General features: G+C 63.7%; 17 protein-coding genes. 11 read left to right on the plus strand and 6 right to left on the minus strand.

Annotated features, from left to right (window positions below; translation table 11 throughout):
* Window positions 1–61: 61 nt before the first annotated feature.
* Both ACFWP0_RS13485 and ACFWP0_RS13490 read right to left on the minus strand, forming a co-directional pair.
* Window positions 62–376: an NIPSNAP family protein gene (locus ACFWP0_RS13485; RefSeq protein WP_377842664.1), complete on the minus strand. Its 315-nt coding sequence runs from the start codon at window positions 374–376 to the stop codon at window positions 62–64.
* On the minus strand, window positions 373–1,104 hold the full coding sequence (locus ACFWP0_RS13490) for a GntR family transcriptional regulator (protein WP_377842666.1): 732 nt from the start codon (window positions 1,102–1,104) through the stop codon (window positions 373–375). The genes ACFWP0_RS13485 and ACFWP0_RS13490 overlap by 4 nt, the downstream gene beginning before the upstream one ends.
* A gap of 170 nt (window positions 1,105–1,274) precedes the next feature.
* Between ACFWP0_RS13490 and ACFWP0_RS13495 the strand changes: the two genes are divergently transcribed.
* Together ACFWP0_RS13495 and ACFWP0_RS13500 are read left to right on the plus strand one after the other, a co-directional pair.
* Window positions 1,275–1,502, plus strand: coding sequence for a hypothetical protein (locus ACFWP0_RS13495; RefSeq protein WP_377842667.1), 228 nt, complete (start codon window positions 1,275–1,277; stop codon window positions 1,500–1,502).
* Window positions 1,503–1,568: 66 nt separating this feature from the next.
* The gene (locus ACFWP0_RS13500; protein WP_377842669.1) at window positions 1,569–2,498 is read left to right on the plus strand and encodes an endonuclease NucS domain-containing protein; all 930 of its coding nucleotides are present in this window, start codon (window positions 1,569–1,571) and stop codon (window positions 2,496–2,498) included.
* Window positions 2,499–2,588: 90 nt separating this feature from the next.
* Here the strand turns inward: ACFWP0_RS13500 and ACFWP0_RS13505 are convergent, their stop codons facing one another.
* Window positions 2,589–2,972, minus strand: coding sequence for a YybH family protein (locus ACFWP0_RS13505; RefSeq protein ID WP_377842671.1), 384 nt, complete (start codon window positions 2,970–2,972; stop codon window positions 2,589–2,591).
* A 131-nt stretch (window positions 2,973–3,103) separates the two neighbouring features.
* Between ACFWP0_RS13505 and ACFWP0_RS13510 the strand changes: the two genes are divergently transcribed.
* The 8 genes from ACFWP0_RS13510 (at window position 3,104) to ACFWP0_RS13545 (ending at window position 11,215) form a co-directional block, all read left to right on the plus strand.
* Window positions 3,104–4,096 (plus strand): GlxA family transcriptional regulator, encoded by a 993-nt coding sequence (locus ACFWP0_RS13510; RefSeq protein WP_377842673.1) that lies wholly within the window; start codon window positions 3,104–3,106, stop codon window positions 4,094–4,096.
* 199 nt (window positions 4,097–4,295) lie between these two features.
* Complete coding sequence (locus ACFWP0_RS13515) at window positions 4,296–4,994, plus strand: ABC transporter permease (protein ID WP_377842674.1); 699 nt, start codon at window positions 4,296–4,298, stop codon at window positions 4,992–4,994.
* Complete coding sequence (locus ACFWP0_RS13520) at window positions 4,991–5,956, plus strand: ABC transporter ATP-binding protein (protein WP_377842676.1); 966 nt, start codon at window positions 4,991–4,993, stop codon at window positions 5,954–5,956. Before ACFWP0_RS13515 ends, ACFWP0_RS13520 begins: the two co-directional genes overlap by 4 nt.
* Window positions 5,957–5,958: 2 nt before the next feature.
* Entirely contained in the window at window positions 5,959–6,600 is a 642-nt protein-coding gene (locus ACFWP0_RS13525) for an ABC transporter permease (protein ID WP_377842677.1), read from the plus strand.
* Window positions 6,601–6,650: 50 nt separating this feature from the next.
* A complete protein-coding gene (locus ACFWP0_RS13530) occupies window positions 6,651–7,550 on the plus strand; it encodes a glycine betaine ABC transporter substrate-binding protein (RefSeq protein WP_377842679.1) in 900 nt (299 codons plus the stop codon).
* A 57-nt stretch (window positions 7,551–7,607) separates the two neighbouring features.
* Window positions 7,608–8,420, plus strand: coding sequence for a nitrilase-related carbon-nitrogen hydrolase (locus ACFWP0_RS13535; protein ID WP_377842681.1), 813 nt, complete (start codon window positions 7,608–7,610; stop codon window positions 8,418–8,420).
* Complete coding sequence (locus ACFWP0_RS13540) at window positions 8,417–9,607, plus strand: acyl-CoA dehydrogenase family protein (RefSeq protein WP_377842682.1); 1,191 nt, start codon at window positions 8,417–8,419, stop codon at window positions 9,605–9,607. The genes ACFWP0_RS13535 and ACFWP0_RS13540 overlap by 4 nt, the downstream gene beginning before the upstream one ends.
* 18 nt (window positions 9,608–9,625) lie before the next feature.
* Window positions 9,626–11,215 carry a class I adenylate-forming enzyme family protein gene (locus tag ACFWP0_RS13545; RefSeq protein ID WP_377842684.1) on the plus strand — a complete coding sequence of 530 codons (1,590 nt, stop codon included), beginning with the start codon at window positions 9,626–9,628 and terminating at the stop codon, window positions 11,213–11,215.
* A 21-nt stretch (window positions 11,216–11,236) separates the two neighbouring features.
* Here ACFWP0_RS13545 and ACFWP0_RS13550 read toward each other — a convergent pair whose 3' ends face one another.
* The 3 genes from ACFWP0_RS13550 to ACFWP0_RS13560 all read right to left on the minus strand — a co-directional run bounded on the left by ACFWP0_RS13550 (window position 11,237) and on the right by ACFWP0_RS13560 (window position 15,340).
* Complete coding sequence (locus ACFWP0_RS13550) at window positions 11,237–11,812, minus strand: c-type cytochrome (RefSeq protein WP_377842686.1); 576 nt, start codon at window positions 11,810–11,812, stop codon at window positions 11,237–11,239.
* On the minus strand, window positions 11,799–13,127 hold the full coding sequence (soxC, locus tag ACFWP0_RS13555; protein WP_377842687.1) for a sulfite dehydrogenase: 1,329 nt from the start codon (window positions 13,125–13,127) through the stop codon (window positions 11,799–11,801). The genes ACFWP0_RS13550 and soxC overlap by 14 nt, the downstream gene beginning before the upstream one ends.
* Before the next feature lie 140 nt (window positions 13,128–13,267).
* Window positions 13,268–15,340, minus strand: coding sequence for a helix-turn-helix domain-containing protein (locus ACFWP0_RS13560; protein WP_377842689.1), 2,073 nt, complete (start codon window positions 15,338–15,340; stop codon window positions 13,268–13,270).
* 200 nt (window positions 15,341–15,540) lie between these two features.
* On the opposite strand from ACFWP0_RS13560, the gene ACFWP0_RS13565 reads away from it, so the two are divergent.
* The gene (locus ACFWP0_RS13565; protein ID WP_377842691.1) at window positions 15,541–16,842 is read left to right on the plus strand and encodes an ABC transporter substrate-binding protein; all 1,302 of its coding nucleotides are present in this window, start codon (window positions 15,541–15,543) and stop codon (window positions 16,840–16,842) included.
* Window positions 16,843–16,861 lie beyond the last annotated feature (19 nt).

The raw sequence follows: 16,861 nt of genomic DNA on the forward strand, positions 1-16,861 counted from the left end.
TCCCCTTATTTCCCTGCTTGCCGTCGAAGGCGAGTCTGTCGGGATCAGCGCCCCGGCAGGCTTATTGCAGCGGCGAAAAGCGCGTCGGGCGCAGCAGCCTGGACTCCATCCGGACGATCCAGGGCATGACTTTTTCGGCATAGGCCTGCCACGCCGGGTCATTCCAAAGCGCGTGGCGGCGCGCCAGGCGATCTTCGAAAGAGTCGTAGCGCCAGATGTGCACCGCGGTGTTGAGCTCGCCGGTTTCAGAGGTGAAATAGCCCACCAAATGGCCCAGACGGGACACCATGATGTCCAGGCCCTCGGCCTCGAAGAGTGCCAGGAAGGGCTGGAAGCGGGCAGGCTGGAACAGGTAGCAGCGCTCTTCGTAGATCATGCTTCTTTCCCTTGCTTGTCCGTCGTGGCCAGGGCAAGGCTTTGCGCCCTGGCGAGTAGACCGGGCCAGCACTCTTTCATGACTTGGCCCGCCTCGTAGACGTGTTCGCGCATCAGCATCTCTGCCCGCGTGCCTTGGCCATTGAGCACGGCATCCAGAATGCGTACGTGGGCGTCGTGAGAACGCTGCACCACCGCCAGCGAGGACCACATCACGGTGCGGTCTGAGGCCAGCGGGATTTCGTTGGCGCGGCGGACGAAATCGCCCAGTTGATGGTTGTTCGAGGCCTGCAACAGCAAGCTATGGAAATCGACATTAAGTTGCTGATAGGCCTCGTGGTCGGATTCGCGCAATGCGTCGCCGGACACGATGCGTTCGCCGATTTCCAGGCAGCGGCGCAACAGGCCGGATGCGCTTGCCGGCACGCCGTGTTCGGCCGCCAGGCGGCATGCCATGCCTTCGAGCGTGCCCCGTATGTCGTACGCCTCGAGCACTTCCTCAATGGAGAATTCGCGTACCCAATATCCCCGGTTGCTGGCATAGCGCACCAGGCCTTGCTCAGTGAGCGCCTTCAATGCGGCGATTACGGGCGTGCGGGACGTCTTCATGTCCTCCGCCAGGCCCAGTTCGGTCAGCCGGCTGCCCGGAAGGTAACGGCCCGACAGGATGGCGGCGCGCAATCTGCCTATCACCGTCTGGGCTAGTGTGAACGAGCTGGTGCTGGTCATGTTTTTCCGTATTGAATTCAATCAGATATTTTTTTGCATGATCCTGGACATTAATGGCTAGATATATAGTGGAATACCCTGATAATTTATTCAGTTCTGATATTAATTGAATTCAATCCGTCGTTTGAAAGCCGTTCAGCGGAAGGCGCGCGGGTACGACAGCGCATGGATTGACGCTCAATATCAGCGCGGCGGACAATGCGATGGATCTGGCTCGCTCGGTGGCCCATTATTTCCGTTTGTCGGGGAGCCAAGCCAACGAGATCATCAGCCGACAGCAGCAAATAGGCTCGCAATGGGACACCATTGCGGCATCCCTGGGTATTCCGACGGTGCAACGAGGGCAGTTCTCGATTTCCTTTCGGCTTGCTGAGCAATCGGCGATGAGCAGTGTGTGAAATGGTGATGCGCCAACCCGTCGACGCGGCGGGCGTGACGCGCGTAATGTGTTGGATGGGGAGAAAATGAAGAGTTACTACCGGGTCATGCTAGGACGCAAGAGTATTCACGCGTCCGATTGTTTTTCTGGCGGGTTCATCGGCACCAACTACGACATGCATCACGATCTGACCGGGAAGCTGCTGGATGCATGGCGCGACTTTAACAAGGCGTGGATTCCAGTGTTTCTGGCGCAGAACCCAGACAAGACCAAGATCGGTGCAGGTCTGGCGTGTGGCGCGATCTGGACGGTTTCCAAAGGCCTGCAAAAGGGCGACATCGTACTCTGCCCTGATGGCGCGGGAGCCTATCGGTTTGGAGAGGTGGCGGGAGATTACTACTATGCGGCCGGACAGATCCTGCCGCATCGACGGCCGGTGCGCTGGTTGGACAGCGTGGTGGCGCGTTCTTTGATGAGCGAGCCATTGCAAAACTCGACCGGCTCGATTGGGACGGTGAGCGATGTGAGCGCGCATGCGCCCGAGCTGGAAAAGCTCGTTGGGACGGTGCCCTTCGCCGCTACGGTGATCGCCACGTCGCCAGAAATCGAAGATCCTGCCGCATTTGCCATGGAACAGCACCTAGAGGCTTTTCTGGTCGCTAATTGGGGGCAAACTGCTCTGGCCAACGATTATGCGATCTTCACCGAGGACGGCGAGATCGTGGGCCAGCAGTACCGCACCGATGCAGGCCCTATAGACATCTTGGCGATCAGCCATGATCGCAAGCGTATCCTGGTGGTGGAGCTCAAACGCGGACGCGCCACTGATGTGGTCGTCGGGCAGATATTGCGCTACATGGGCTACGTGAAAGAGCAGATCGCCGAGTCGAATCAAGTGGTAGAGGGCGCGATCATCGCGCTCAACGACGACCAGAAGTTGCGCTGGGCGCTTGCGGCGGCGACGAACATCGCGTTCTACCGATATCAGATCAGCTTCAAACTGACGAAGGCGTGACGTGATTGCCATAGGCCAGCTCGGACGCATCAGGCAGAACCGTGATGGTCCTGTCTCGCTTCCGCGGCAGCGAAGCGATCATCGGATTGATCAACCCCGTGCAGTCATAAGATTCGCATCGCGCGCCAGCCGCCACTGGCCGTCGGGTTCCTTGCGCAGCAACGTCAGCGTATAGCCGGAACGCCGCACCGGGTCGCCATCCGGCGGGGTGGCGGTCATGTCTATCCGGTTGCGGATGAATGCCCATTCCCCCAGCACCTGGATTTCGACGATCTCGGCGGCGCCTTCCATCTGCATGCCGGCCATGCTTTTGGAGGCCTCGGCAAACGCCTGCTTGCCGAATGGTTCCTGGCCCGGGACCATGAAGATCACATCGTCGGTCATCAGGTCCAGGACGCGGGCGAGGTCGCCGCTTGCGCTTGCCGTCATCCACGTTTGGACGACTTGCCGGATGGCATTTTCGTCGTTCGTCATTTGCGCCTCCACTATCAAGAGAGTCATTGCTTAGCCTAGCTTGCCGGGTCCTGGCTGACAAGAACGGCCGCGGTCGGCTGCTGTGGAGTCGCTATAGAATGCTCCCGAAGCAGGCTTTGCCAGAGGCGCTCATGCCACCCAGACCCGATACCGACCGCCCTGAAACCGCCACGGCATCCAAGCCTCAGCAGTTTGGCTTCTTGCTGCTGCCGCAGTATTCGATGATGGCGCTCAGCTCGGCCACCGAACCCTTGCGGTCGGCCAACTACATCAGCGGCAAGCCCTTGTACCAGTGGCATTTGCTGACGCCGGGCGCCGGCAATACCGCGTCGAGCAGCCTGTTCGAGATCAATGCCCAGACGCCTTTCGCCGATGCGCCGCCGCTGGACATGCTGTTCGTGGTGGCTAGCCTGGGGGTGGTGGACTATCACGACGAGGCGGTGTTCGACTGGCTGCGGCAGTTCGCGGCCAGCGGCAGGCCCGTGGGCGGGATCAGCCTGGGGACGCTGATCCTGGCGCGCGCGGGGCTGCTCAAGGAGCACTATTGCACTATTCACTGGGATTCGCTGCGCGCGTTTGCGCTGGAGTTCCCCAAGGTGGATTTGCGCCGTGACCTGTACTGCATCGATCGCGACAGGTTGACCTGCGGAGGCGGGACCTCGGGGATGGACATGATGCTGGATCTGATTGCCCGCGTGCATGGCAAGAAGTTCGCCATCGATGTCGCGGACCAGTTTCTTTATACGCGCCTGAGAACCTCGACCGAGGGGCAGAAAATGTCGGTGCAGTGGCGCTACGGCATTGACGACCGCCGGCTGGTCAAGGCGCTGACGCTGATGGAGCAGAACATCGAGACGCCCATCGCCATGCACGTGATCGCGTCGCTGGTGGGGGTGTCGTCGCGGCAGTTCGAACGCCTCTGGGTGCAGAACTTCAGCGAGTCGCCGTCGCGGTTCTACATGACGTTGCGGCTGAAGGCGGCGCAGAAGCTCCTGCAGGAATCGACGTACTCGCTGCATGACGTCGCCATGCAATGCGGCTTTGCCAGTCCGTCGCATTTAGGACGGTTCTATCGGCAGTTGTTCGGGCATACCCCAGGGCAGGAGAGAAAGGGAAGGCATTGATCTATAGAGGTTAAATGGTTGTTCCCGGCTTTTCTTCCTGAAGCAGATGATTGCGGCAGAAAATCAAATGTCGCATTCGTGACGTAATTTGTCGGGTCCATATTAACGTCCGGCCGCCTCGCTTGCCTATAGTCTGGCTAAGCGCAAATGCGCTCATAAAAAAACATAACGCCACCCGGAACAGGGGGCGGGAGACAAGATGGAAACCCTGGTATTTCTCTATGAGAATGCCGGCCTGGTCGCGCAATTGACATGGCAGCATGTGCAGATTGTGGCGGTCGCGGTTGGCGCAGCCATTCTCACCGGCGTGCCGCTGGGCATTGCCATATCGCAGAACGAGCGCGCCGCCCGCGCGGTGCTGTACGTGGCGGCGGTCTTGATGACGATTCCGTCGGTGGCGCTGTTCGGCCTGATGATTCCCGTCCTGTCGCTGATCGGCCAGGGCGTGGGTTTTCTGCCGACCGTGATCGCGCTGTTCCTCTATTCCCAATTGCCGATCATCCGCAACACCTACACCGCGATCCAGAACTTCGATCCGGCCTTGCGCGAAGCGTCGCGCGGCATGGGCATGACCACCTGGGAGCGCTTGTCGCAAGTGGAACTGCCGATCACGGTGCCCATCATCATGGCCGGCGTGCGAATGGCCGTGGTGATCAACATCGGCATCGCGACGGTGGCCACCTATATCGGGGCGGGCGGGCTGGGCAAGCTGATCAGCCGCGGCATTTCCCAATCGGACCCTCGCCAGCTGGTGGCGGGCGCCATCATGGTGAGCCTGCTGGCGATCGCGGCGGACTATTTCCTGGCGCGCCTGCAGCGGCGCTTCACGCCCGCAGGCATGCGCGACACGTCTCAGGCCCTCACCTCAAGCCGCGGCGCCGGCAGGACATTCCCATGATCACCATTGAAAACCTCGTCAAGCGCTATACCCAGGACAACGCGGACTTCCTCGCGGTCGACAACGTCAGCATGGAAGTGGGCAAGGGTGAAATCTGCGTGCTGCTGGGCCCTTCGGGCTGCGGCAAGACCACGACGCTGAAGATCATCAATCGCCTCATCAGCCCGACGTCCGGCAAAATCTGCATCGATGGCCAGGACACCGGCAAATTCGACGTGGTCGCGCTCAGGCGCAGCATCGGCTATGTGATCCAGCAGGTCGGGCTCTTTCCGAACATGACCATCGAACAAAACATCGGCGTGGTGCCCAGGCTGCTGGGCTGGGACGCGTCCCGTATCCGGCGCCGCGCGGCGGAGCTGCTGGAGATCGTCGCCCTGGATCCCGCGGTGTTCCTGAAGCGTTATCCCAAGCAATTGTCGGGCGGCCAGCAGCAGCGCGTGGGCGTGGCGCGCGCCTTGGCGGCGGACCCGCCCGTGATGCTGATGGACGAGCCCTTCGGCGCCATCGATCCAATCAATCGCGAGGCCATCCAGGACGAGTTCCTGAAGATCCAGCGGGCCGTGAAGAAAACCATCATGTTCGTCAGCCACGATATCGACGAAGCCGTCAAGATGGCGGACAAGATCGCGATCTTCCGCGCGGGCAAGCTTGAGCAGTTCGACGCGCCGGACCGGATCCTGTCTGCGCCGGCCAACGAGTTCGTGGCCAACTTCGTGGGCCGGGACCGCGCGCTCAAGCGGCTGCGCCTGTTGACGGCCGCCGATGCGTTGGCGCCGGGTTTCGCGCCCGGCGCGGGCAGGGCGCCCGCGACATTGAGCGCCACGGACGACCTGCGCATCGTCGTGTCGCTGCTGTACACCCATGGCGTGAACAGCCTGCCTTGCTCGGACGAGGCGGGGCAGCACGTGGGGTACGTGACGCAGCAGCGCATTGGCGAGCTGCTTGGCGCGGCGCGGAGCTGAGCATGTGGGAAGACATTCTCAGCCATCAGGAAGACATCGTCTACCTGGCCAAAGAGCAGATGGCCATGGTGCTCATCGCCGGCGCGCTGGCGATAGCGGTGGCGGTGCCCATCGGGGTCTGGCTGAGCCGCCCCTGGATGCGCCGCTACGCCGAGCCCGTGATGCAGCTGCTGAACGTGGGCCAGGCGGTGCCCAAGCTGGCCCTGCTGGCGCTGGCCATGAGCCTCATGGGCATCGGCGTGTGGCCGGCCATTTTCGGCTTGTGGGTGGCCACCTTGCTGCCGATCGCGCGCAACACGTATGAAGGGCTGCTGGCCGTGCCGCGCCATTACATCGAGGCGGCGCTGGGCATGGGCATGACGCCGGCCCACATCTTGTTCAAGGTCGAACTGCCCAATGCGCTCTATGTGATTTTTGCGGGTGTTCGAACCGCGCTGGCGATTACGGTGGGCACGGCTCCCCTTGCTTTCCTGATCGGAGGAGGGGGCCTGGGCGAGCTGATTTTCACCGGAATCGATCTCAACGATCTGGCCATGATGCTGGCCGGCGCGATTCCCACGGCATTGCTGGCAATCTTGACCGACGCCGCCCTGGGCCTGTTGCAGCGCCAACTGGTGTCGCGGGGCGTCAACCCGGAACGCTGAGTCATCTCACAACAGTCAGAGGCGGATACGCCCAATTCAGGAGACAAAAAATGTCAGGAAAGACCAGGTTTGGAAAGTGGCTGGGGGCGGCGGCGATGGCGTTGCCCTTGCTATGGAGCGCCGCGAGCCATGCGCAGTCCGTGGTGGTGGGCGGCAAAAACTTCACCGAGCAGCAGATCATGGCGGAGCTCACCGCGCAACTCTTGCGCAAGCACGGATTCACCGTGGAAAAGCGCGATGGCCTGGGCAGCACCGTGCTGCGCACCGCCCAGGAGAACGGGCAGATCGACGTGTACTGGGAATACACGGGCACGTCGCTCATCAACTACAACAAGATCACTGACCGCTTGTCCCCTCAGGAGACCTACGAGACGGTAAAGAAGCTGGACGCGGCGAAAGGCCTGGTGTGGCTGGATCCTTCCAAGGCCAACAGCACCTACGCGTTCGCAATGAACCAGGACCAGGCGCAAAAGCTGGGTATCGCGACGATCAGCGACCTGGCCGCGGCGATGGACAAGGGCCAGAAAATGACCTTCGGTTCGAACGCGGAATTCTACGCGCGGCCGGACGGCTTCAAGCCGCTGAGCAAGGCCTATGGGCTGAATTTTCCCCGCGAGGCGGTCAAGCGCATGGATACGGGTTTGACGTATTCGGCGCTGAAAGAGCGCCAGATCGACGTGGCGCTGGTCTTTGCGACCGACGGCCGGGTGCCGGCCTTCAATTTTGTCCTTCTGCGCGACGACAAGCAGTTCTTTCCCTCGTACGCCTTGACCCCGGTCGTGCGCCAGGCGGCGCTGGATGCGAACCCGAAAATGGGCGAGCTGTTGAACAAGCTCTCGCACGCGATGGATGACGCCACGATGGCGCGCCTGAACGCGAACGTGGACGTAGACAAGAAGTCCATCGCCGGCGTGGCGAAGGATTTCCTTGAATCCCAACAATTGATCTGAGCGCAACGCGAGGACGCCGTGTCTGCAGAATTCATATCATCGCCCAGGCGCGACAGCTTGCTTGCCGCCGCCGTGCAGCTCGAAACGCTGCGGGGCGACCTGGCCAGAGGCCTGGACAGCCATCTTGGGCTGATAGCCGACGCCCGCGCGCAAGGCGTAGACCTGCTGGTCTTTCCCGAACTGTCCTTGACGGGGCATGGCGGCGGAGACCAGGCCTTGGCGCTGGCCCGCCGCCAGGACGATGACATGCTGCGGACGCTGGCCGAGGCCAGCGGCCCGATGCATACCGTGTTCGGCTTTATCGAGGAAGGCGAGCCGGGCATGTTCTACAACAGCATGGCGACGGTAGGGGGCGGGCGTCTGCGCCATGTGCATCGCAAGCAGAATCTGGCCACTTACGGCCAGTTGGAAGAAGGCAAGCACTACGCGCGCGGAGGCATGCCGCAGGCATTCGACCTGTGTCCGGATTGGAAGATGGCCACGCCCATATGCGCCGATCTCTGGAACCCCGCGCTGGTGCACGACCTTGCCTGCCAGGGCGCCGGCGTGCTGGCGGCTCCCATCAGTTCGGCGCGCGAAGCCGTGGGCGAGGGTTTCGACAATCCGGCGGGCTGGTCCGTCAACTTGCAGTTCTATGCGATGACCTACGGCTGCTATGTCGTGATGGCCAATCGCAGCGGCGCCGAGGGCGATCTCACGTTCTGGGGCGGCTCGCGGATTTTGGATCCCATGGGGCGCACGCTCGCCGTGGCGCAAGGGGCGCACAGCCAACTGGTCTGCGCGCCCCTGGCGCGCGAGCAGATCCGCCGCGCAAGATTTTTGTTGCCGACGGTGCGCGATGCGCGGGCAACGGGTTGGGGAAGCCGATGAAAGACTTTTTGCTCAATGACGCCGATAAGGCGTTCAGAATGCAGGCCCGCGAATTCCTTCTGCGGGTCCTGGCGCCGCGAGCCCAGGCGATCGAGGACCAGCAGGATTGGGACGCCGTCAAGGACGTGGTGCGGGCGCTGGGCGAAGCCCAGTATCTGCGGCTGATGTTTGCGGATCTGTACCGGGGGCCGCTGGAGAACCCGGGACTGACGCACGCCACCATCCTTTCGGAGGAAGCGTCGTATCTGAACTACGCATTCGAGACGACCATCGCCACCGCGCTCAGTTGCGCCTATCCCCTGCATCGCTACGCCAGTCCCGCCATTCGTGAGCGCTATCTGACGCCGATACTCGACGGCCTGAGCATAGGCGCGATAGGCGTGACGGAGAAAAACGTGGGCAGCGATTCGGCGGGCATGGAGACCCGGGTCGAGTTCGATGAGCGCACCCGGGAATGGGTGATCAACGGCTTCAAGCGCTACATCTCCAATGCCTCGGTGGCGGATGTGTACATCGTCTATGGCATCAGCAATCCGGCCGTGCCCGCTTCCAAGGGCATGAGCGCGGTGGTGGTGCCGGGCGGCCATCGGGGAATGTCGTTCCCCCGGAACTACGCCTTCATGGGGCGTCGGGGCTGCATCGTCGGCGAGGTGGAGTTCGTTGACTGCCGCGTGCCCGCGGACCATTTGCTGGGCGAGCAGGACAATGCGTTTCGGATCATGCTGAGCATGTTCAATTTCGAGCGGGCCATCCTGGGCGGCTCGGGCCTGGGCGTGGCGCGCAGCGCGTTCGATATCGCCACCGCGCATGCGCAATCGCGCAGCGCCTTCGGCCAGCGGCTGGGCGCCAAGCAGCTGGTCTGGGACTGGGTTGCGGAAATGAGCTGGCGCATCGACGCCGCCGAGCTGCTGACGTATCGGGCCACGAAGATGTACGACAGCGGCGTGGCCGGCAAGGACCTGATGAAGCAGGCGGCGATGGCCAAGCTGGTGGCTACGGAAACCGCCAATTTCTGCGCGGACCGTTGCGTGCAGACGCTGGGCGGGGATGGCCTTACCAAGGAGTACGGCCGCGCCGAGCAGATCTACCGCGACGCGCGCGCGATGACCATCGTCGGCGGCACGTCGGAGATGGCCAAGTACCTGATTGCCAGCCGCGATCTGCCCGATCTCAAACCCAACCTCTGACCCTTGCCGCGGCTCACCATGCTGACCATCAAGAATCTCTTTGAACAGACCGTCGCCAAGTATCCCGACCGCCTGGCCCTGGTGTATGAAGACCAGCGCTGGACCTATGCGCAATGGAGCGCGCGGGTGCGCAGCCTGGCCCAAGCGTACCGGGATCTCGGAATCCGGCCTTCGGACCGCGTGGCGATCTTCCTGAAAACCTCCGAGGCCACGGCCACGGCATACCTGGCGTGCCAATTGATCGGCGCCGTGGCAGTGCCGATGAATTTCCGTCTGGCGGCGGGCGAAGCCGCCTACATCCTGCGCGACAGCGGAGCCCGGGCGCTGGTCTACGATGCGTCCGTCCAGGCAACCGTCGAGAAAGCGGTGGAATCCGTGCCGGCGCTGTCCCTGTTCATCCACGCCGGCTCCGCGATGGCGCTGCCGGCCGATGGCCGGCACTGGTCGATGGAGGCGCTGATCGAGGCGGCGGTTGCGGCATCCGACGAGTCGGGCGCGGACGCGGCGGGCCTGGGCGCCCTGGGGCAGGCGCCGCAAAGCGACGATATCTCCGCCCTGGTGTACACCTCAGGCACCACGGGGCGGCCGAAGGGCGTGATTCACACCCACGCCAACGATGTGGCGATTGCCAGCAATTGCATCATGGAGTATTGCCTGACCCGCTGCGACGTGGCGCTGCATATTGCGCCGCTCTATCACGTGGGGGGCATGCAGGCGTATTTCCTCCCGCATCTGGCGGTGGGTGCGGCGAACGTGATCCAGCCGCGCTGGGACGCCCTGCAGACCCTGAACATGATCGAGCTGCACGGCGTGACGACGCTGTTTGCCGTGCCTACGCAAATCCAGGACATGCTGTTTCATCCCCGATTTGGCCAGATCAACACGCGCAGCCTGAGGTTGATCACCACGGGCGGGGCGGCCATTTCCAGCGCCACGATGGCCCGAGTGATCGCGGAGTTCTGCCCCAACATTTACAACGGGTATGGCATGACGGAAGCCAGCCTGACCCTGCTGCTGCATCCTACCGACGCCTTGTCGCGCCTGGGGTCTTGCGGCAAGCCCACGCTGATCAGCACTTGCAGGGTGGTGCGGCACGCGGCCGACGGCGCCGCGTCGCCTGACGAGCTTGCGGCCGCCGGGGAGATCGGGCAACTGCTGGTGCGCGGCCCGCAGATGACGCGGGGCTACTGGAACAACCCGGCGGAGACGGGCAAGAAGGTGCGCGAGGGCTGGCTCTACACGGGGGATCTGTTCAGCGTGGACGAGGCTGGCTATTACCATTTTCATGGGCGCGCCGACGACATGATCATCTCGGGCGGCGAGAACATCTACCCGCGCGAGATTGAAGAGGTTCTCTATCGGTGCGCCGGCGTGCAGGAGGCCGCGGTCATTGGAATGCCCGATCCGCGCTGGGGGCAGGCGGTGACCGCCTTCGTGGTGCGCAGCGATCCCAACCTGACGGCGGCGGACATCGATGCCTATTGCAAGGGCCACGACGACCTGGCCGCCTACAAGCGCCCGCGCAGCGTCGTGTTTGTCGACCGCCTGCCGGTCAACCCCAGCGGAAAGGTGTTGCGGCGGGAGTTGCCCGCGCTGGCGGGCGCGTAGACGGGGCGAAAGCGCGCCGGATCAGGGTTGCTTCACGCAGTCTCGATAACAGGCCGCGTTCTTCGCGTCGGGCCTGTCGTCGACGTAGAAGCCGTCCCGATTGGGCATCTTCACGGATTTGAGGGTGGCCGCGTTGACGGTGGCTTTGGCGTCCAGCAGCTGGTTCGCATGCAGGACATAGCCCGTGACCGCGTAGACCTCGTCGTTGGTCAGCGACTGGGGCGCCTGGAAGGGCATGGCGCGCCGGATGTAGTCGAACAGGGTGGTGGCGTAGGGCCAGTAGCTGCCCACCGTCTTGAACGGCTTGGCCGATGTCAGCGAGCCTTGCCCCCCGGCCAGGGCAGGGCCCAGGCCGCCTTCCAGCCTGGCGCCGTGGCAAGCCAGGCAGGCTTGCTCATAGACGGATTTTCCGCGGGCGACGGTTCCGCTGCCCGGGGGCAGGTTCTTGCCGTCTGGCGCGACGTCGATGTTCCAGCCGGCGATCTGCGCGTCGGTCGCGCGCGTGCCGATGGCGTAGCGGGGCTGCGCCAGCGCGTGGCCGCCGACGGCCAGGCCCAGCGCAACGGCGGCGAGCAGAACCGACTTAGGCGCGGCCATTGGCGACCTCCCCGCTTGCGCTGATCTTCCAGGGTTGGATGGCGTTGTTGTGATAGAACGAGACCTTGCCGCGGGCGTCGGCGAGCTGTTCGATCGTGGGCTGCACGTAGCCGGTTTCGTCGATGGCGCGGCTCATGATCATCAGTTCTTGTCCCTGCCATTCGAAGGGCGCGTGGAATGCCGTCAGCGCCTTGTCCAGGACCGGGTCCTGCAAGGCGGCGGCGTACCAGTTGTTGCCGCCGTCGATGGAAACGTCGACCCGGGCGATCTTGCCGCGGCCGCTCCAGGCGATGCCGCGCATTTCGTGCATGCCCTTGCGCGTCAGCCTCTGCGTGCCGGAAGGGGCGGTGATGAGGGATTTGCACTCCATCACGAAGGAGAACTTGCGCGCCTTGCCGTCGGCCATGAGGTCGGTGTACTTGGCGGTTTCCTCGCGGCTATGGACGGGCTCTTCGGTTACATGCAGCCGGCGCAGCCATTTGATGTGCGTGTTGCCTTCGTAGCCGGGCACGAACAGGCGCAGCGGGTAGCCTTGTTCCGGGCGCAGGCGCTCGCCGTTCTGGCTGTACACGACCAGCACATCGTCCAGGCATTTTTCCATGGGGATGCTGCGGTTCATGGCCGCGCCGTCCGCGCCTTCGGCGATGATCCATTTTCCCTCGGGCTTGAGGCCGGCCTCATGAAGCAAGGTCTTCAGGGGCACGCCCGTCCATTGCGCGCAGCTGAGCAGGCCGCAGACTTCGGCGGCGGTCTTGCCCCATGGGGGCAGGAATGAGGGGTTGCCGGAGCATTCCATGAAATAGATGTGGGATTCGGCCGGGAACTGGCGCAGCTCGTCCAGGGTGAAGATGAGGGGGCGTTCGACCAGGCCATGCAGCATCAGGCGATGCTGGGCCGGATCGATCTCCGGCACTCCGGCATGGTGGCGTTCATAGAAAAGGCCGTTCGGGGTGATGATGCCGTCGAGCTCTTGCAGGGGCGTGGTGCTGTAGGCCGACATGGGTTCGGTCAGCCCCGGGTAGAGCTTGCGTATGGCCTGGGTTTCGAATCTGGAGGGCTTGCCGTAAGGAGCGGCCGTGGGGGCGCCTAGCTGGCGGGTCCAGGCGGGAACATTGGGGGGAAGATTGGCGTCGGCGGCGGGCGCCGCGCCTTGCGCCGCCGCGCGCCCGCCCATGCCCATGGCGGCGGCCGCCCCGACCATCGCGCCTCCGGTCGCCAGGAATTTGCGGCGCTGCAGCGTTGGGCCGGGGGAAGCCGCGGCCTCCGGGTCCGGCGGGGATATCGGCGCTTGCGCATCTTGCGGTCTCGCGGTCATGGCACCCTCCTTAAGGAATGGCGCGGGCCATTCGGGCTTTTGTGCTGCGGCAAACCGACAGGTCAGTCGGTTTTTGGAGTGTATGCGCGAGGATGCTTGAAGAAGAGGGTCTGTTGCCGGCGTTTGGTCTGATATTGCGGCTAGCCCCAGCCGGCCTCTCCGCCCGACGGGTCATTCGTATTCCCGGTTGCCGCCGCGTCGCGCAAGCCCCTGCGCAGCCTGTGCAGGCGCAGCGCGACGTGCAGTTCAAGAAAGCGTCCTCCGTGCCGCCATCCCTTGAGCAGGTCGTCAACGATCTCCAGGCGCTGTCGCAGCGTGTTCACGTGGATCTGCAGATGATCGGCTGTCGACCTGGCGTTCTGCGCGTGTTCCAGATAGGCCAGCAGCGTGTCCGCCAGGCCAGCGTTGCGGCGCTGGTCGTGAGCGACGAGCCTTCCGACCGTGGCGTCGATGAAGCCGGAAACATCCGCCACCTGCCGCTGCTCGAACAGGAGCGAATACATGGACAGTCCCGCCTCGGCGACGATTTCACGCGAGCGGCCCAAGGCCTTGAGTATGTCGATGCCCCGTTTGAGCGAACGGAAGCAATTCGGCAGCGCGTCCACCCGGGGCAGCGTGGCTGAGACAACGCCGAGCGTGGCGAGGCGCTCGTCCGCGAGCAGGGTGTCGCCAAGCGCGCGCTCCAGTTGGTCGTATGCGCCCTCGGCGCAGATGGCGACGATGAAGCCCTCGACATTCTCCAGCAGCGTTGCGCGAGGTATCCCCGCGCGCAGCCGGCGCAATGCGTATTCGATATTCCGTTCCTCGACGCTCAAGACCGCCATGCGCAGCGGCTCGGAGAGATTGAGTCCAAAGGGATTGGCTCTGGATTGAAGGGCCGACAGGCTCTCTTGCTGCCAGCTCACCAGCGCGCGGATCGCCGCGGCGGATTCGTTGCTCACCACGAGTTCGCTGCGCTCTTGCGACAGCAGGACGACGCCGGCCACCAGCGCGCTGCGTTCGAAGATGCGGATCTGCGTAGGCGTCATGGGGCCGGCCGATGCGATCAGCATGACCCCAAGCAGGCGGTCGGCGCCCATGAGCGCGGCGGCGCGGATGCGGATGTCTGCTTCGCATTCGACCTCTTGCGATCTGCCCGTGCGGCGGCATGCGGACAGGGCGAAATGGACCGCGTCCTGCGTGCGCGTCTGTTGCAGCAGGGCGGCCAGCTGATCGCCGGCGCGGGCCTCGGCGTTGCCCGCGCGGGTGCGCTGGGTAGGCTGCTCCGCTTCGTCCAGCAGGACGATGTGGCCGTCGAGCAATGCCGCCACCATGTTCAGGAGGTCCAGCACGGTGCAGCCGCTGGCCACCAGCTTTGTCATCTGTTCCTGAGCCTGCGCCGCGGTCTCGATTTCAGCGGCTTGGCGATGCAGCGAAGCGTTGGCCTCGCTTGCGCGCTGCAGCGCCACCTGCGCCTCCTGGAACAGGCGCGCGTTCTCCATGGCAATGGCTGCCTGGGCGGCCAGCGTGGACAGCATGGCGATCTCCCAGGGCGCGTGATGGCGCGGCTGCCTGTCGCAGATGCACAGGACGCCTATGCAATGGTTGCCGACCATGAGAGGGGCGCCCAGCAGGGATTGGACGCCTTCTTCCTGGACCGCGAGGTCGATCCCGCCGTCATGCGCAAACCCGCCGTCCGTGAGGTAGTCGCTGCAGTGATAGGGCGTCTTGTGCTTGAGGACGTGCCCGCAGATTCCATGTTCCGGCGGCACCCGGACGTTCTTGAACCGCTCGGAGATCGCGCCGTCGGTGGCCCGGATGTAGAAATCGTTTCGGATGCGGTCGAAGTTGGTGAGATAGCCGATGTCCGACGCGAAGATCTGCCGGGCCCGCCGGACGATGGCCCCCAGCACGAGCTCCAGGTCGCGTATCGCCGTCAGGTCGTTGACGCTTTCGAGCACCACCAGCAGACTTTTCTCGCGGCGCTGCTGCAAGGCCTGCTGCTCGCAAATCGCGATGGCGGCGCGGATGCTGCCCAGCAGCCGGGCGCGCGCGGCCGCATCCTGAACGTCGGCCTCCACGCGGGCCAGCATCGAGTCATAGTCCCGGGCGCCGGCATTGCGCGCAAGCATGGCCAGCAATTCGGACTGCAATTCCCCCGGATCAAGCGCCGGGGGCGTGGCGGCGGGGGCCTCCCGGGACGCAATGGAAGTGGCTGCTCGACTTTTCGGCATGGGTGGATCTCGCGTGAAGACTGTCTTTGGGGAAGTTCAGTGAAAACCCTGAATGGAGCAGGTCTGTAGCCAGTGCGATGTATTTGTACGACACAAGAATATGAGAATTATGTGTTTTTCGTACATGTCCCTCTTGCTGCTTAGCCGTCATCATTCACTCACTAAAACATTATCAGTCCGAAGGCTGAGGAGACAAACCCATGAAATCGCTAGCCAGAATCCTGGGCGCGGGCGCCGCCTTGCTTGCGCTGTCGGCGACGTCGTTCGCGCAGCAAAGCCGCCCCGCCGAACTCAAGCTCGGCATGAGCACCTTCATGACGGGCTCGGCCTCGGTGCTGGGCGCGCCCGCGAAAGTGGCGGCGGACATGTGGATCGAGGAGTTCAACGCCGCGGGCGGCATCGATGGCGTCAAGCTCAGGCAGACATGGATCGACGAAGGGCAGGGCGCGGAAAAATTCCTGTCCGAGTACCGGCGCCTGGCGCAGGAACCGGGTGAAAAGCTGATGCTGTCGGCGATATCCAGCGGCTATTGCAATGCGCTGGCCCCGGTTGCCGAAGACCTCAAGATCATCAACATCCTGTGGGAATGCTCCAGCGAGAAGGTGCTGGAGGACCGGCGCTACCGCTATGTGTTCCGGACCGGTCCCAACGGCACCATGGAAATGGTGGCGGCCGTGCTGCACTTGCTGCGGACCAAGCCCGACTTCAAGACGCTGGCCGTGGTGAACCAGGACTATGCCTGGGGACGCGATTCGTGGGAGGTCTTTCGCCACACCCTCCAGGCGCTAAAGCCGGACGTCAAGATCGTGGCTGAACTGTTTCCCAAGTTCGGCGCCCCGGACTACTCCAGCGAAGTCACGCGCCTGCAGGCCTTGCGCCCGGACGTCGTGCTCTCGACGGCCTGGGGCGGCGACCTGGATACCTTCCTGCGGCAGGCCTCCCAGCGCGGACTGCTGAAGAATTCGCAGTTCGTGCTGCCGCTGGCCGACTCGTCGCTGGAGCGGCTGGGCGATGCCGTGCCGCCGGGCGTCATCGTCGGCTTCGTGGGGGATGGCTACTTCGCGGACCCGGAGTTCACGGGCGACCCCGAAGTGAGCGCCTTCGTGCAGAGGTTCAAGCAGCGCACCGGCGCCTACCCGAACTTCGCCGTATATCACATGATCCAGGCGCTGAAGGCCTCGACCGGCGCCTACAAGAAGGCGCTGGCGGACAACGGCGGAAAGTGGCCGACGACGGATGAGGTTGCCGCCAGCCTGCGTTCCCTGGAGTACCGCGGCCTGTCTCGCCCCATCCGCATGCGGGAGGACGGGCAGGCGCTGCAGGGCCAGCTCTACGGCGTGACGCGCAAGGATGGTTCGCAGGCCTTTCCGGTGGTGGGCGAGCTGGCGTTCTATCCCGCCGACATCGTTGCGCCGCCCGTCGGGCAGAAGTCGGTCGACTGGGTCAAGACGCTCAAGCCCGAGCTGTTGCAGAACAGCCAGATAAAGCGCGTGGGCAACTGAACTTCCGTTGCGGCGCACA

This window comes from Achromobacter sp. NPDC058515, assembly GCF_042721735.1.
In the GTDB taxonomy this organism is placed as follows: domain Bacteria; phylum Pseudomonadota; class Gammaproteobacteria; order Burkholderiales; family Burkholderiaceae_B; genus Achromobacter.

Excerpts from the sequence above, each read along its gene's own strand:
- ACFWP0_RS13525 (WP_377842677.1), top strand. The coding sequence starts at position 5,959 with ATGTGGGAAGACATTCTCAGCCATCAGGAAGACATCGTCTACCTGGCC.
- ACFWP0_RS13520 (WP_377842676.1), top strand. The coding sequence starts at position 4,991 with ATGATCACCATTGAAAACCTCGTCAAGCGCTATACCCAGGACAACGCG.
- ACFWP0_RS13530 (WP_377842679.1), top strand. The coding sequence starts at position 6,651 with ATGTCAGGAAAGACCAGGTTTGGAAAGTGGCTGGGGGCGGCGGCGATG.
- ACFWP0_RS13560 (WP_377842689.1), bottom strand. The coding sequence starts at position 15,340 with ATGCCGAAAAGTCGAGCAGCCACTTCCATTGCGTCCCGGGAGGCCCCC.
- ACFWP0_RS13490 (WP_377842666.1), bottom strand. The coding sequence starts at position 1,104 with ATGACCAGCACCAGCTCGTTCACACTAGCCCAGACGGTGATAGGCAGA.
- ACFWP0_RS13515 (WP_377842674.1), top strand. The coding sequence starts at position 4,296 with ATGGAAACCCTGGTATTTCTCTATGAGAATGCCGGCCTGGTCGCGCAA.
- ACFWP0_RS13540 (WP_377842682.1), top strand. The coding sequence starts at position 8,417 with ATGAAAGACTTTTTGCTCAATGACGCCGATAAGGCGTTCAGAATGCAG.
- ACFWP0_RS13510 (WP_377842673.1), top strand. The coding sequence starts at position 3,104 with ATGCCACCCAGACCCGATACCGACCGCCCTGAAACCGCCACGGCATCC.
- ACFWP0_RS13505 (WP_377842671.1), bottom strand. The coding sequence starts at position 2,972 with ATGACGAACGACGAAAATGCCATCCGGCAAGTCGTCCAAACGTGGATG.
- ACFWP0_RS13485 (WP_377842664.1), bottom strand. The coding sequence starts at position 376 with ATGATCTACGAAGAGCGCTGCTACCTGTTCCAGCCTGCCCGCTTCCAG.
- ACFWP0_RS13500 (WP_377842669.1), top strand. The coding sequence starts at position 1,569 with ATGAAGAGTTACTACCGGGTCATGCTAGGACGCAAGAGTATTCACGCG.
- ACFWP0_RS13550 (WP_377842686.1), bottom strand. The coding sequence starts at position 11,812 with ATGGCCGCGCCTAAGTCGGTTCTGCTCGCCGCCGTTGCGCTGGGCCTG.
- soxC (WP_377842687.1), bottom strand. The coding sequence starts at position 13,127 with ATGACCGCGAGACCGCAAGATGCGCAAGCGCCGATATCCCCGCCGGAC.
- ACFWP0_RS13545 (WP_377842684.1), top strand. The coding sequence starts at position 9,626 with ATGCTGACCATCAAGAATCTCTTTGAACAGACCGTCGCCAAGTATCCC.
- ACFWP0_RS13565 (WP_377842691.1), top strand. The coding sequence starts at position 15,541 with ATGAAATCGCTAGCCAGAATCCTGGGCGCGGGCGCCGCCTTGCTTGCG.